The 15560-nt window shown below is 58.7% G+C and carries 10 protein-coding genes; 8 read left to right on the plus strand and 2 right to left on the minus strand.

Features of this window, described 5'->3' with window-relative positions:
* Positions 1 to 45: 45 nt before the first annotated feature.
* The 6 genes from OGV82_RS01830 (at position 46) to fbpC (ending at position 7839) form a co-directional block, all read left to right on the plus strand.
* Complete coding sequence (locus OGV82_RS01830) at positions 46 to 675, plus strand: response regulator transcription factor (protein WP_047458568.1); 630 nt, start codon at positions 46 to 48, stop codon at positions 673 to 675.
* Positions 675 to 2216: an MASE1 domain-containing sensor histidine kinase gene (locus OGV82_RS01835; protein WP_012133636.1), complete on the plus strand. Its 1542-nt coding sequence runs from the start codon at positions 675 to 677 to the stop codon at positions 2214 to 2216. The genes OGV82_RS01830 and OGV82_RS01835 overlap by 1 nt, the downstream gene beginning before the upstream one ends.
* An 85-nt stretch (positions 2217 to 2301) precedes the next feature.
* Positions 2302 to 3606 (plus strand): MFS transporter family glucose-6-phosphate receptor UhpC, encoded by a 1305-nt coding sequence (gene uhpC, locus OGV82_RS01840; RefSeq protein WP_286462606.1) that lies wholly within the window; start codon positions 2302 to 2304, stop codon positions 3604 to 3606.
* Positions 3603 to 4634, plus strand: coding sequence for an ABC transporter substrate-binding protein (locus tag OGV82_RS01845; RefSeq protein WP_012133638.1), 1032 nt, complete (start codon positions 3603 to 3605; stop codon positions 4632 to 4634). Before uhpC ends, OGV82_RS01845 begins: the two co-directional genes overlap by 4 nt.
* 68 nt (positions 4635 to 4702) lie before the next feature.
* Positions 4703 to 6781 carry an ABC transporter permease gene (locus OGV82_RS01850; RefSeq protein ID WP_047458571.1) on the plus strand — a complete coding sequence of 693 codons (2079 nt, stop codon included), beginning with the start codon at positions 4703 to 4705 and terminating at the stop codon, positions 6779 to 6781.
* 11 nt (positions 6782 to 6792) lie between these two features.
* Complete coding sequence (gene fbpC, locus OGV82_RS01855) at positions 6793 to 7839, plus strand: ferric ABC transporter ATP-binding protein (protein WP_024130614.1); 1047 nt, start codon at positions 6793 to 6795, stop codon at positions 7837 to 7839.
* Positions 7840 to 7916: 77 nt separating this feature from the next.
* On the opposite strand, the gene mmuM is transcribed toward fbpC, so the two are convergent.
* Positions 7917 to 8849: a homocysteine S-methyltransferase gene (mmuM, locus tag OGV82_RS01860; RefSeq protein ID WP_012133641.1), complete on the minus strand. Its 933-nt coding sequence runs from the start codon at positions 8847 to 8849 to the stop codon at positions 7917 to 7919.
* A gap of 421 nt (positions 8850 to 9270) precedes the next feature.
* Here mmuM and OGV82_RS01865 point away from each other — a divergent pair, with 421 nt between their 5' ends.
* Complete coding sequence (locus OGV82_RS01865) at positions 9271 to 10353, plus strand: LacI family DNA-binding transcriptional regulator (RefSeq protein WP_047463741.1); 1083 nt, start codon at positions 9271 to 9273, stop codon at positions 10351 to 10353.
* Between the two features lie 121 nt (positions 10354 to 10474).
* Entirely contained in the window at positions 10475 to 13552 is a 3078-nt protein-coding gene (locus OGV82_RS01870) for a beta-galactosidase (protein ID WP_047458573.1), read from the plus strand.
* Between the two features lie 96 nt (positions 13553 to 13648).
* Here the strand turns inward: OGV82_RS01870 and prpE are convergent, their stop codons facing one another.
* Positions 13649 to 15535, minus strand: a complete 1887-nt coding sequence (gene prpE / locus OGV82_RS01875; protein WP_101743917.1) for a propionate--CoA ligase — start codon at positions 15533 to 15535, stop codon at positions 13649 to 13651.
* Positions 15536 to 15560 lie beyond the last annotated feature (25 nt).

Below are 15560 nucleotides of genomic sequence, written 5' to 3' on the forward strand. Positions count from 1 at the left end.
GGGGGCAGGCATCATAGAGGCATTATTCGGCAAGAGAGTAAGCATATGATTCGTGTGGTGCTGGTTGATGACCATGTGGTGGTGCGTTCCGGCTTTGCGCAATTATTAAGTCTTGAAGACGATCTGGACGTAGCAGGCCAGTACAGCAGCGCGGCGGAAGCCTGGCCCGCATTATTGCGCGATGACGTTAACGTCGCGGTGCTGGATATCGCGATGCCGGACGAAAACGGGCTGAGTCTGTTAAAGCGGCTACGCGCGCAAAAACCCACGTTTCGCGCCATCGTCCTCAGCATTTACGACACGCCAGCGTTTGTGCAAAGCGCGCTGGATGCAGGCGCCAGCGGCTATCTGACTAAACGCTGCGGGCCGGAAGAGCTGGTTCAGGCGGTGCGTTCCGTTGGTATGGGCGGCCACTATCTGTGCGCCGATGCGTTGCGGGCGCTGCGCGGCGGTGAACAGCCGGCGCAGGTGCTGGAGGTATTAACCCCCCGTGAGCGAGAAGTTTTTGATTTACTGGTCAAAGGCGACAGCGTCAAAGAGATCGCATTTAAGCTCGACCTCAGCCATAAAACCGTTCACGTCCACCGTGCTAACGTACTGGGTAAATTGCAGTGCCACAGTACCATCGAGCTGGTGCATTTCGCCCTCGACCACCAGTTGCTGACGGGGCACTGATGTCTCGCGGCGTGCGTTACTGGGTGATCTCACTGTTTATCCTGCTGGCCTGGGGAACAGGTTGGCTGATGCTATGGACGCTGGGCTTTTACCTGACCCATAACGGCCAACAGGCGGCGCTCTTTTTGCCGCACGGCGTTTATCTTGCGCTGTTGATTTTACTCTCCCGCCGTTACTGGCCCGCGCTGATACTGCCGCCGGTGCTGATGCCGTTATGGCTCCATAGCGAGCAATTGCTCAGCGGCTACGTCCTGCTGGCGGCGCCGCTGATCTGCCTGATCCCGGCCAGCATCGGACAAAAATTCTGGCACCGTTTTCCCCTGTACTGGCAGCGTCTCACGCTGCTGCTGGCCGCCGTCACGCTGGCCTCGCTGCTGAATACCGCCCTGCTGTCGCCCTTTATAAAAAGCCCGGCAATGCTGACTGGCCTGGCGTCGTTTACCGGCGGCGTGCTGCTCACCCCCTTTGTTTATCTGGTATTTGAATTTTTACGCCAGCAGCACCGTTATCACCTGTTGGGGCTGGATACCAACAACCCGCCGCTGCGCACTTCGCTGATCATCTGGTGCAGCCTGTTCTTTATTATCGGCATCGGCACGCAAATGGTGCTGTCGCCGGAAATTGAACGCCTGCTGCTGATCGTGGTGTTCCTGCCTAACGTGGTGATGGCGTGGAAGTTTGGCTGGCAGGGCGGCGTGCTCTCCGGGCTGCTGGGCAGCATGATGATCACCATCGCCCGCCAGGTCGGCGTCGGGTTTAACAACCTGGTCGAGCTGGAGATTTTCCTCGCCACCCAGGCGCTACTCGGCATAGGTCTTGGGATCGCCATCAGCCGCCAGCAGCATCTGGCGCAAAACCTGCACCACTATCGCCAGCGTCTGGAGGCGGAGCTGGCGGCGCGCCGGGCGCTGACCGAAAAGCTGATCCATACCGAAGAGGATACGCGCAAAAACCTGGCGCGCGAGCTACACGACGAGATCGGGCAGAACATCACCGCCATTCAGATCCAGTCACAGCTCGTGAAACGCGCGCGCGATCCGGCGCAGACGCAGGCCGCCGCCAGCCAGATAAACGATCTCGCCCGCCGTATTCACCACTCAACCCGCCAGCTGTTACGCCAGCTACGTCCCCCCGCGCTGGATGAGCTGTCGTTCAAAGAGGCGCTGCATCATCTGGTCAACGAATTCGCGTTCCCCGAACGTGGGATTCGCTGCCAGTTTGAGTATCGCCTTACGCTTACCCCGGAAAATGAAACCGTCAGGTTTACCCTCTACCGCCTGTTGCAGGAACTGCTGAACAACGTCTGTAAACATGCCGAAGCCAGCGAGGTCACGATTCTGTTAAGCCAGCAGAAACAGACCCTCCATCTGGAAGTTCGGGACAACGGCACCGGCATCCAGCCTGAAAAAATGCCGGGATTCGGTATTCAGGGGATGCGCGAACGGGTCAGCGCGCTGGGCGGCGAACTGACGCTCGAATCGCTGCACGGCACGCGGGTAATTGTTAACTTGCCCACAATTTTGCAACAAACCACGTCCTGACCAGGAAAAAGTCTTAGTCACTGCGGACTTTCTCTCATCCCCTTTGGTTTTCACTTTCCTATAGTCAGCACAAACGGAGACGGCCATGCACCCACGCCCAGTAAACGAAACAGACCAACGATACCGGGCGCTACGCCTGCGGTTGCTGATGTGCATGGTCATCGGGTACGCCGCGTTTTACCTGACGCGAAAAAGCGTGAATTACGTGCTTCCAGCGCTGCAAACGGATCTGGGACTCGATAAAGGCGATATCGGCCTGTTGGGTTCACTGTTTTACCTGACCTACGGCCTGTCGAAGTTTACCGCCGGGCTGTGGCACGACAGCCACGGGCAGCGCTGGTTTATGGGCGTTGGCCTGTTCGCCACCGGCCTGCTGAATGTGGTGTTCGCCTTTGGCGAGTCGCTGACGCTGCTGCTGGCGGTCTGGACGCTGAACGGTTTCTTTCAGGGCTGGGGATGGCCGCCCTGCGCCCGACTGCTGACCCACTGGTATTCGCGCAACGAGCGCGGCTTCTGGTGGGGCTGCTGGAATATGTCGATCAACATCGGCGGGGCGATTATCCCGCTGATTAGCGCTTTCGCCGCCCACTGGTGGGGCTGGCAGGCGGCGATGCTGGCGCCGGGGATCATCAGCATGGCATTAGGTATCTGGCTCACGCTACAGCTGAAAAGCACGCCGCAGGAAGAGGGATTGCCAACGGTCGGCGCATGGCGTCATGACCCGCTGGAGCTGCGCCAGGAGCAGCAAAGCCCGCCGATGGGGCTGTGGCAGATGCTGCGCACCACGATGCTGAAAAACCCGATGATCTGGCTGCTGGGCGTCTCATATGTGCTGGTCTATCTGATCCGCATCGCCCTCAACGACTGGGGCAACATCTGGCTCACGGAAAGCCACGGCGTCAATCTGCTCAGCGCCAACGCCACGGTGATGCTGTTTGAAGTTGGCGGTCTGCTCGGCGCGTTGTTCGCCGGTTGGGGGTCGGATTTGCTGTTCAGCGGCCAGCGCGCGCCGATGATTTTGCTGTTCACGCTGGGGCTGATGGTGTCCGTTGCCGCGTTGTGGTTAGCGCCGGTACACCATTACGCACTGCTGGCGGTCTGTTTCTTTACGGTGGGCTTTTTCGTTTTTGGCCCGCAAATGTTGATTGGCCTTGCCGCCGTCGAGTGCGGGCACAAAGCGGCGGCCGGTTCCATCACCGGGTTTCTCGGCCTGTTCGCCTATCTGGGGGCAGCGCTGGCGGGCTGGCCTCTGTCGCTGGTCATTGAACGCTACGGCTGGTCGGGCATGTTCAGTCTGCTCTCGGTCGCCGCGGTACTTATGGGTTTATTGCTGATGCCGCTACTGATGGCGGGCATCACCACCTCGCTCAGTCAAAGGATAAAACAATGAAATTGACGCTTACCTCTACCCTGATTGCATCCGGCATTGCGCTGGCAACCTTAACCGGCGCCGCGCAGGCCAAAGGCCGCCTGGTGGTTTATTGCAGCGCCACCAACGAAATGTGCGAAGCAGAAACCAAAGCGTTTGGCGACAAATATGACGTCAAAACCTCGTTCATTCGCAACGGCTCCGGCAGTACGCTGGCGAAAGTCGATGCCGAGAAGAAAAACCCGCAGGCGGACGTCTGGTACGGCGGGACGCTGGACCCTCAGTCTCAGGCGGGTGAAATGGGGCTGCTGCAACCCTACAAGTCTCCCAATCTTGAGCAGGTCATGGAGAAATTCCGCGATCCGGCGAAAGTAAAAGGCAACCTCTCTTCAGCGGTGTATGTCGGTATTCTCGGTTTTGGCGTCAACACCCAGCGCCTGAAAGAGAAAAATCTGCCGGTACCAAAATGCTGGAAGGATCTGACCAAACCGGAATACAAAGGTGAGATTCAGATTGCCGACCCGCAAAGTTCAGGCACCGCGTATACCGCACTGGCGACCTTCGCCCAGCTGTGGGGCGAAGATCAGGCCTTTGATTACCTGAAACAGCTCAACGCCAACGTTTCTCAGTACACCAAATCCGGTATTGCCCCGGCACGTAACGCCGCCCGTGGCGAAACCGCTATCGGCATTGGCTTCCTGCACGACTATTCGCTGGAAAAAGAACAGGGCGCGCCGCTGGAGCTGATCTCTCCGTGCGAAGGCACCGGCTATGAAATTGGCGGCGTCAGCATCCTGAAAGGCGCGCGTAACCTCGACAACGCCAAACTGTTCGTGGACTGGGTGCTGTCAAAAGAAGCACAAGAGCTGGCGTGGAAGAAAGGCAAGTCTTATCAGATCCTGACCAACACCACAGCGGAAACATCACCGAACTCGCTGAAGCTCGACGACCTGAAGCTCATCAATTACGACATGGATAAATACGGTTCTACCGACGTCCGTAAGCAGCTTATCAATAAGTGGGTTAGCGAAGTGAAGATGGGTAAATAAGCCCACATTGCGTTCATTTGCCGGGTGGCGGCGTAACGCCGTACCCGGCCCACAATACCGGAACCGCTATGTCACACACACTTGCACACCATCCCGTGAAAAAACGGGATGCGATATTCTTTTGGGTTCTGCTGGGCTGGCTGGCGTTTGCCCTGCTGCCGAGCTGGAGCCTGGATTACGGCCTGCTGGAGTCCACGGGCGATGAAATCCTTGAGTCCTACGGCTGGTCACAGCGCAATATCAGTTGGCTGTGGTATCTGCTGCCAAGCCTGCTGCTGATTCGCCCGTTCCATGAAGCCAGGAGCGAACAGCGCAGCCGCCATTACCTTGATGCGGGCTGGGCGCTGTTGTGTATGGCCTTTATCGTCGTCAGCGCCACCGTTGAAGGCCGTGGTTTAGGCTACGCCACTATCGTGCTGTTCGTCGCGCTGGGCGCGATCATGACGCTGGCGTTGACCCGTCTGGAATGGCTGGGCGGCGACCGCTTCGTGATCGGCTCACTTACCGCCATTGTGGCGCTGATCGGCATCTTTATCGTCTGGCCGAGTATCGCGATTTTCATCCCGATGTTCACCAACGACGCCGGGGAATTCGCGCCGCTGGCGTTTATGACGGTGCTGTCGCAGGCGCATATCATCCAGGTGATCCTCAACTCCATCGCCCTGTCGATTGCGGTGGGCGTGGGCTGTACCTTCTTCGGCCTGGTACTGGCGATTTACACCACCCGCATTGCCAAACGCAGCGCCATTATTGGCCGCATCTTCTCGATTTTGCCAATCGTCACGCCGCCGTTCGTAGTGGGTTTAGGCGTTACGCTGATGATGGGACGCTCCGGCTACGTCACCGAATTTATGGTCGAGTGGTTCGGGCTGACCAACACCAACTGGCTGTACGGGTTTACCGGCATCTGGCTGGCGCAGGTACTGGCCTTTACCCCGATGGCGTTTATGATCCTTGACGGGGCGATCAAAACCATTCATCCATCGCTGGAAGAAGCCTCGTACACCCTGCGCGCCAGCCGTTGGCAGACCTTTAACGGCGTGTTTGTCCCGCTACTAAAACCGGCGCTGGCGAACGCCTTCCTGATCGTGGTGGTGCAGTCGCTGGCCGACTTCAGTAACCCGTTAGTGCTCGGCGGTAACTTCGACGTGCTGGCGACGCAGATCTATTTCTATATCACCGGTTCGCAGCTTGATTATCAGGCCGCCAGTACGCTGGGCGCGTTCCTGCTGCTGTTCTCGCTGCTGGTGTTCTGTGTGCAGTATATGTGGATCGGTAAGCGCTCTTACGTCACTGTCTCCGGGAAATCGTACCGTGGCGACGTCCAGCCGCTGCCTGTCACCCTGGTGTGGAGCGTCATCGCCATTCTGGCCGTGTGGATAGCCTTCAACGCCCTGCTCTACGGCAGCATTTTCTACGGTAGCTTCACCGTCAACTGGGGCGTGGATTACACCCTGACGCTGGCGAACTTTATCAAGCTGTTCGGCCAGGGAATGAGCGACGGCGCGTGGCCTTCCCTGCTTGATACGTTGCTCTACGCCGGAATTGCCGCGCCGATCACCGCCATCTTCGGTCTGCTGATCGCCTGGATTGTGGTACGCCAGCAGTTCAAAGGCAAAAAGACTATCGAGTTCACCACCATGCTGTGCTTCGCCGTACCGGGCACCGTGGCGGGCGTGTCGTACATCCTCGCCTTTAACAGCGCCCCGGTGTACCTCACCGGAACGGCGGCGATTGTGATTATTTCGATGGTGATGCGTAACGTGCCGGTTGGGATTCGCGCCGGGATCGCCGGATTAGGCCAGATCGATAAATCGCTGGATGAAGCGTCGCTCAGCCTGCGCGCCGGGAGCTTGCGCACCATCACGCACATCCTGCTGCCGCTGCTGCGCCCGGCGATCCTCTCAGCGCTGATCTACAGCTTTGTGCGCGCCATTACCACCGTCAGCGCCATTGTGTTCCTCGTCACGCCAGACACCCGCGTGGCGACGGCCTACATCCTCAACCGCGTGGAAGACGGCGAATACGGCGTGGCGATCGCCTACGGCTCGATTCTGATCGTGGTGATGCTGGCGATTATTTTCATCTTTGACTGGCTGATCGGGGAAGCGCGTATCTCCCGTTCAAAAGCCAAAAACCAGGCGTAATGGAGCGCACTATGAGTCAGAAAAATTTTGTTGAACTGCGCAACGTCACCAAACGATTCGGCAGCAACACGGTTATCGATAATATCAATCTCACCATCCCGCAGGGGCAAATGGTGACGCTGCTCGGCCCTTCCGGCTGCGGCAAAACGACCATTTTGCGTCTGGTGGCCGGGCTGGAAAAACCGAGCGAAGGGCAGATTTTCATTGATGGCGAAGACGTCACCCATCGCTCTATTCAGCAGCGTGATATCTGTATGGTCTTTCAGTCTTATGCCCTGTTCCCGCACATGTCGCTGGGGGAAAACGTCGGCTACGGTCTGAAGATGCTTGGCGTGTCGCGCAGCGAAGTGAAAGCCCGTGTGCAAGAGGCGCTGGCGATGGTGGATCTGGAAGGATTCGAAGACCGCTATGTTGATCAGATCTCCGGCGGTCAGCAGCAGCGCGTGGCGCTGGCGCGCGCGCTGATCCTCAAGCCGAAGGTGCTGCTGTTTGATGAGCCGTTAAGTAACCTCGACGCCAACCTGCGTCGCAGCATGCGCGACAAGATCCGCGAACTGCAAAAGCAGTTTGATATCACCTCGCTGTACGTTACCCACGATCAGAGCGAAGCCTTTGCGGTTTCCGATACCGTGCTGGTGATGAACAAGGGGCATATTATGCAGATCGGTTCGCCGCAGGATCTCTACCGTCAACCTGCGTCACGCTTTATGGCGAGCTTTATGGGCGATGCCAACCTGTTCCCGGCGACGTTCAGTCAGGAGTATGTGGATATCTACGGCTATCGACTGCCGCGCCCGGCGCACTTTGCCGCCCAGGGTTCCGGCACCGTTGGCGTGCGCCCGGAAGCGATTACCTTGAGCGATCGCGGCGAAGAGAGCCAGCGCTGTGTGATTCAGCATGTCGCCTATATGGGGCCGCAGTATGAGGTGACGGTGGCGTGGCACGGACAGGAGATTTTATTGCAGGTTAACGCCACCCGATTGCAGCCGGACGTGGGGGAAAATTATTACCTCGAAATCCACCCGTACGGGATGTTTGTTTTAGCAGACGCAGTGTAATTGATGCCGGGTGGCGCTACGCTTACCCGGCCTACAGTTCGCACGTTGTAGGCCGGGTAAGGCATCAGCCCACACACTCAACGTTGCGCGTTCAATTCAGCAATATCCTTCGGCGTCGTCCGGCAACAACCGCCAATCAGCTTCGCACCCGCCGCCAGCCACTGCGGTAAATACTCTGCCAGCGTGGCGCACGCTTCGCCGTGATGATGCCAGGTTTTGCTTACCGCATCGTACCGCTCGCCCGAATTGGGGTAAACCACCAGCGGCAGCGCGGTCAGCCCGTGCAAATGCTGCAATGCGGCGGTGACGTTTTCCAGCGCGATGCAGTTTACGCCTGTCGCCACAACCTGCGGGCAGGCGTTGAGGAACGCCGCCACGTCACGCAGCGGCGTACCGTCGCTCAGATGCTCACTGTCGCGCAGCGTAAACGAGAACCATGCCCGCGCCCGTGGATATTCGGTTAACAACTCAGCCAGCGCTTTAATCTCAATAAAATTCGGCAGCGTTTCGCAGGCCAGCAGGTCAACGCCCGCATCCAGCAGCGCTTCCACACGCGGGCGATGAAAAGCCTGGAACGTTTCGGGAGTACATACGTAATCCCCGCGATATTCCGCACCGTCGGCCAGATACGCGCCATATGGCCCGACGGAACCCGCCACCAGCAGCGTGCCCGCCTGCGGGTTCTCAGCCAGATACGCTTCCCGCGCTTTGCGCGCCAGTTCCACGCTCTTGCCGATCAGCGCTTTCGACTGCGCTTCATCAAACCCACGCGCGGCAAGTCCTGCGGGCGTTGCCTGGTAGCTGGCGGTAATCGCGCATTGCGCCCCCGCCCGGTAGTAATCAAGGTGGACTTCGCGGATCAGCGCCGGGTTTTCTACCAGCACCTTCGCTGACCACAGGCTATCGGCTAAATCACAGCCGCGCGCTTCCAGTTCCGTCGCCATCGCCCCGTCCAGCAACAGGAAATCCTGTTTATCGAGGATGGCGCTCAACGGATTATGTTGCGACATAGTCTGGCTCCTGTTTCTGCTTATGAAATCGGCAATGAAACAAGCACCATAACACAGCGCGCCGGGCGGTAATCGGGAGCGCTACGCAATTATTAAAGACCCGTCAGCCTTGTACCAGCCGCAAACGCGCGCGCCGGGCGCTCAGCACCGGGTGAGGAGTAACAATGAGATAAAGAAAGGGTCGCCAGCTCATAATGCCTCCGCTGCCAGAATCTCTTACAACTCTGGCAATAAGGCGGCGCACCGGCGCTCAGACAGAAGTGGGAACATACCGTCCCCACTCATACGACGGAATGAGGACAACGTCAGGATCCGGGGTCGATATCAGCCGACAAACTGACGTCAGCCCGGCAGAATGGCGAAAAACCTTCAGGGTGTGGCATCATAACGCGCAGATAACAACAAATTCAGGGTGATGAATGTGAAACCGGTAACGCTCTATGATGTTGCAGACCGTGCAGGCGTCTCTTATCAGACCGTCTCTCGCGTGGTGAATCAGGCCAGCCACGTTTCCGCCAAAACCCGTGAAAAAGTCGAAGCCGCGATGGCGGAGCTGAATTACATTCCCAATCGCGTCGCGCAGCAGCTGGCGGGTAAACAAACTCCGCTCATCGGCGTCGCCACCGCTAACCTCGCGCTGCACGCGCCGTCGCAAATTGTCGCGGCGATTAAATCCCGCGCCGACAGGTCAGGCGCCAGCGTGGTGATCGCGATGGTGGAGCGCAACGGGGTAGACGCCTGCAAAGCGGCGGTACATAACCTGCTGGCGCAGCGGGTAAGCGGGTTGATCATCAACTACCCGCTTGATGAGAACGATGCCATTGCCGTTGCCGCCGCCTGCGGCAACGTGCCGGTACTGTTTCTCGACGTGTCCGATCGGTTCCCCGTTAACAGTATTATTTTTTCCCATGACGACGGCGCGCGTCTGGGCGTTGAGCATCTGGTAGAACACGGGCACCAGCGCATCGCGCTGTTGACAGGGCCGCACTCGTCCGTCTCTGCGCGGCTAAGACTGGCGGGCTGGCATAAATATCTGACCCACTATCAGCTGCGACCGGTGGCAGAAACGGAAGGCGACTGGAGCGCGATGTCCGGTTTCCAGCAAACCATGCAGATGCTCAATGACGGAACGATGCCCACCGCAATACTGGTGGCTAACGATCAGATGGCGCTGGGCGCCATGCGGGCGATCGCTGAGTTTGGCCTGCGCATCCCGCAGGATATCTCGGTGATAGGCTACGATGACACCGAAGACAGCGCCTGCTACATCCCACCGCTGACCACCATCAGACAGAATTTCCCCCTGCTTGGCGCAACCAGCGTCGACAAACTGCTGCAACTCTCCCGTGGCGAACCCGCCACCGGTAACCAGCAACTCCCCGTTTCATTGGTTCAGCGTAAAACCGTGCAGCCCCCCAATGCTCAGGCCACTTCTCCGCAGGCGTTGGCCGACTCCCTGATCCAACTGGCTCGGCAGGTTTCGCTGTTAGCGCCGAAAATGTGAACGCATAACAATTGTGTGAGTCAGTTCACTCATTGAACCTCCTGTCCTTTACAGCAGGAATCCCTTCTTCGTATTTTGACTGAAATTGTGAGCGAATAACAAACCCAATCAGGATACCGCTATGCCCCAGAATGCAGATTCACTCGCCGTCGTTCTGAAACGTCGCGACTGGGAAAACCCTGGCGTAACGCAACTTAATCGCCTGGAGGCGCACCCTCCTTTTTGCAGCTGGCGTAATGCCGATGACGCCCGCGCGAACCGTGACTCCGCACACAAGCGCAGCCTGAACGGTGAATGGACGTTTGCCTGGTTTTCGGCGCCTGAAGCAGTACCAGAGAGTTGGCGGACAAGCGATCTGCAACAGGCGAATAGCGTGCGCGTGCCGTCTAACTGGCAAATGGACGGTTACGACGCCCCCATTTATACCAACGTCACCTATCCCATTCCGGTTAACCCGCCGTTCGTTCCGGCAGATAACCCAACCGGATGTTACTCGCTCACATTCAGTATTGACGCAGACTGGCTACAGGCAGGCCAGACGCGGATCATTTTTGATGGCGTGAACTCCGCCTTCCATTTGTGGTGCAACGGTCGCTGGGTCGGATACGGTCAGGACAGCCGTCTGCCGTCTGAATTCGATCTCACGCATTTTTTGCTTAAGGGTGAAAACCGCCTCGCGGTAATGGTGCTGCGCTGGAGTGACGGCAGCTATCTGGAAGATCAGGATATGTGGCGGATGAGCGGCATCTTTCGCGACGTCTCGCTGCTGCATAAACCGGCAACGCAAATCCGTGACCTGCGCATCAACACCCGCTTTAACGATGATTTTAGCCGCGCAGTGCTGGAAGCGGAGGTCAGAACAACGGGGGAACGATGCGATGATTTACGCGTGACGGTACAGCTGTGGGATAGCGAAACATTCGTCGGAGAAAAAACCGCTCCGCTCGGCAGCGGGATCATTGATGAGCGCGGCGCTTACCCTGATCGCACAACCCTTCGTCTGAATGTCGAACACCCGGTGCTGTGGAGCGCGGAGACCCCGCATCTGTATCGTGCCGTTGTGCAGCTACACGCCGCCGATGGCACGCTGATTGAAGCCGAAGCCTGCGACGTCGGTTTCCGTCAGGTCAGCATTGAAAACGGTCTGCTGCTGTTAAACGGTAAGCCGCTGCTGATCCGCGGCGCCAACCGCCATGAACATCACCCGGAAAACGGCCAGGTGATGGATAAAGAGACCATGATTAAAGACATTCTGCTGATGAAGCAGAACAATTTTAACGCCGTGCGCTGCTCCCATTATCCGAATCACCCGCTGTGGTACACCCTGTGCGATCGCTACGGCCTGTACGTGGTGGATGAGGCCAATATCGAAACCCACGGCATGGTGCCGATGAATCGCCTGAGCGACGATCCGGTCTGGCTGCCCGCCATGAGCCAGCGCGTGACGCGGATGGTACAGCGCGATCGCAACCATCCGAGCATTATTATCTGGTCACTGGGCAACGAGTCCGGGCACGGTGCCAACCACGACGCGCTGTACCGCTGGATTAAGTCGGAAGATCCCTCCCGTCCCGTGCAGTATGAAGGCGGCGGCGCGAATACGGCGGCAACCGACATCATTTGCCCGATGTACGCCCGCGTCGATCAGGATCAGCCCTTCCCCGCCGTACCGAAATGGTCGATCAAAAAATGGCTGTCGATGCCGGGCGAGCAGCGCCCGCTGATCCTGTGTGAATACGCCCACGCGATGGGCAACAGCCTCGGCGGTTACGCGAAATACTGGCAGGCGTTTCGCCAGTATCCACGCCTGCAAGGCGGTTTTGTCTGGGATTGGGTGGATCAGTCGCTTATCAAATACGACGACGACGGTCGGCCGTGGTCAGCCTACGGCGGCGACTTTGGCGACGCGCCTAACGACCGTCAGTTCTGTATGAACGGCCTGGTGTTCGCCGACCGAACGCCGCATCCGTCACTGTATGAAGCCAAACACGCGCAGCAGTTTTTCCAGTTTACGCTGCTGCCGGGAGCCGAATGCCAGATTGAAGTAACCAGCGAATACCTGTTCCGCCATAGCGATAACGAGGTGCTCCACTGGTCACTGGCGCTGGATGGCAACCCGCTGACCGCAGGCGTTGTGACGCTGGATATCCCGCCGCAGGGACGCCAGATCATCGCGCTGCCAGCGCTCCCGGAAGCGGAAACCGCAGGCCAGCTATGGCTGACGGTACGCGTTGAACAGCCGCAGGCAACCGCGTGGTCGCAAGCCGGACATATCAGCGCCTGGCAACAGTGGAAGCTCGGCGAAAAACTCGCTACGCAGTGGCCGCAGCACGCTGGCAACGCGCCACAGCTCACCAGCAGCGGGACAGCATTCCGTATTGTCGCAGGCGAGAAATGCTGGGAGTTCAGCCGCCAGCAGGGCGTATTGACGCAATTCTGGATTGGCGAAGAGGCACAGTTGCTGACTCCGCTTGTCGATCAGTTCACCCGCGCGCCGCTGGACAACGACATCGGCGTGAGCGAGGCAACCCGCATCGACCCTAACGCCTGGGTTGAACGCTGGAAGGCCGCCGGTCATTACCAGGCTAAAGCGGTATTACTGCAATGCGATGCCGACACGCTTGCCAGCGCGGTACTGATTACCACCGCCCACGCCTGGCAGTATCAGGGCGAGACGCTGTTCATCAGCCGGAAAACCTACCGTATCGACGGCAACGGTGAAATGCAGATAACGGTAGATATTGACGTCGCCAGCGGGACACCGCATCCGGCGCGCATCGGCCTGAGCTGCCAGCTTGCGCAGGTGGCGGAGCGGGTCAACTGGCTGGGGTTAGGCCCGCACGAGAACTACCCGGATCGTCTCTCTGCCGCCTGTTTTGAACGCTGGGATCTGCCGCTGGAAGAGATGTACACCCCGTATGTTTTCCCGAGCGAAAACGGCCTGCGCTGCGGAACGCGTGAATTGCGTTATGGCGCGCATCAGTGGCGCGGCGATTTTCAGTTCAACATCAGCCGCTACGGCCAGAAACAGCTGATGGAAACCAGCCACCGCCATCTGCTCCAGCCGGAAGCGGGCACCTGGCTCAATATTGACGGTTTCCATATGGGCGTAGGCGGCGATGACTCCTGGAGCCCTTCTGTCTCTGCGGAATATCAGCTCAGCGCCGGGCGCTACCACTACCAGATAAGCTGGCGGTAAAAGGGAAATTGCCGGATGGCGGTGCAAGCACCGTATCCGGCCTGCGATACATTTTCTTCCTGGCCCGATAAGCGATAACGCCATCGGGCACCTCGGTTACTCCTCAATCACCTGACGGATTTGTTGCAACGAAGCGGGATCGTCAAGCGTGGACAAATCGCCCGGATCGCGGCCTTCGCAAATCGCCTGAATCGTACGACGCAGCATTTTGCCAGAACGTGTTTTCGGCAACTGTGAAACAAACCAGACGTGCGCCGGGCGGCCAAAATTACCGATCTGACTGTCCACCAGCGACATAATCGCCTTCTCTTCCGTTTGCGCCACGTCCCTGTCCTCCAGCGTGTCGCTCTGTTTCGGGATCACAAACGCTACCGCCACCTGTCCCTTCAGCGCATCTTTCACCCCCACCACCGCCACTTCCGCCACGTTCGGGTAACTGGAAATGCTTTCCTCGATCTCGCGCGTGCCCAGACGGTGCCCGGCGACGTTGATCACATCATCGGTGCGCCCGAGGATGAAATAATAGCCGTCCGCGTCGCGAATCCCCCAGTCGAAAGTGGCGTACACCTGACGCGAGAACAGTGACCAGTAGGTATTCACAAAACGCGCATCGTCCCCCCAGATAGTCTGAACGCAGCCAGGCGGCAGCGGCCCCTCAATGACCAGCATCCCTTTCTCGTTCACCTCGCAAGGTTCACCAGTGACCTCATTGAGCAACTGCACGTTATAGCCGTACATCGGTACGCCGGGGCTGCCCAGCCGTGAAGGCCGGTCGTCCAGCGCGCGGGCGATCGCCATAATCGGCCAGCCGGACTCGGTCTGCCAGTAGTTGTCGATAACCGGCACATCCAGCGTCTCCGTCACCCAGGCGGCCGTCGGCTCATCCAGCGGCTCACCGGCCAGATAGAGCACCTCCAGCGAGGAGAGATCGTGATTGCGGATCTGCGCCGTCGGAAACTTCTTCAACACGCGGATGGCGGTCGGCGCAGAGAACATCCGGCTGACGCGGTATTTCTCTACGATCTTCCACCAGACGCCGCAGTCCGGGTACGTCGGCAACCCTTCATAAACGATGGTTGCCATGCCTGCCAGCAACGGCGCGTAGACAATATAGGAGTGCCCCACAACCCAGCCGATATCCGACGCGCAAAAGAACACGCCGCCCGCTTTGCCACCGAAGATAGTGTCCATCGAGGTTGCCAGCGCCACCGCATAGCCGCCGACGTCGCGCTGTACGCCTTTCGGTTTTCCGGTCGTGCCGGAGGTATAAAGAATGCAGGAGATCTCATTGGATTCCAGCCAGGCCACCGGCACCCGCGCCCCGAGATGCTGCTGACGCAGCGACGCAAAATCGAGGTCGCGCGCCGGTACTCGCGCCATTTTCGCCAGCCCGCGATCCACCAGCAAAACGTGGCGCGGCTGATGCTGCGCCTGCGCGATGGCATCATCCAGCAGCTTTTTATACGGCAGAATCTTACCGCCGCGCGCCCCGGCGTCTGCCGAGACAATCAGCACCGGCTTAGCGTCGTCGATTCGCGCCGCTACGCTGTGCGAGGCAAAACCGCCGAACACCACCGAATGAATCGCGCCAATCCGCGCGCAGGCCAGCAGCGTAATGCGCGCCTCGGCAATCATCGGCATATAAACCAGCACCCGGTCGCCGCGCTGCACGCCCAGCGACAACAGCATCGACGCCACCACGTTCACTTCGTCATACAACTGGCTGAAGGTAAACGTGCGCTCCTCTTCCGTTTCAGAGGAGACGGCAATCAGCGCCAGCGCATCCGGCTGCTTGTCCAGCCAGCGGTCGATAGCGTTATGGCACAAATTAGTGGTTCCGCCACAAAACCAGCGGGCAAACGGCGGATCGCTGTGATCCAGCGTTTGAGTAAACGGCTGCTGCCAGTCGATACGTCGGGCCTGCTCGGCCCAGAACGACGCCGGCTGCGTAATGGAACGCTGATAAAACTCGCTAAAAGACATGAAGCTCTCCTGTTGAACTTACTGC

The organism is Citrobacter sp. CK191, from assembly GCF_030333435.1.
GTDB classification, from domain to species: Bacteria; Pseudomonadota; Gammaproteobacteria; order Enterobacterales; family Enterobacteriaceae; genus Citrobacter_B; species Citrobacter_B koseri.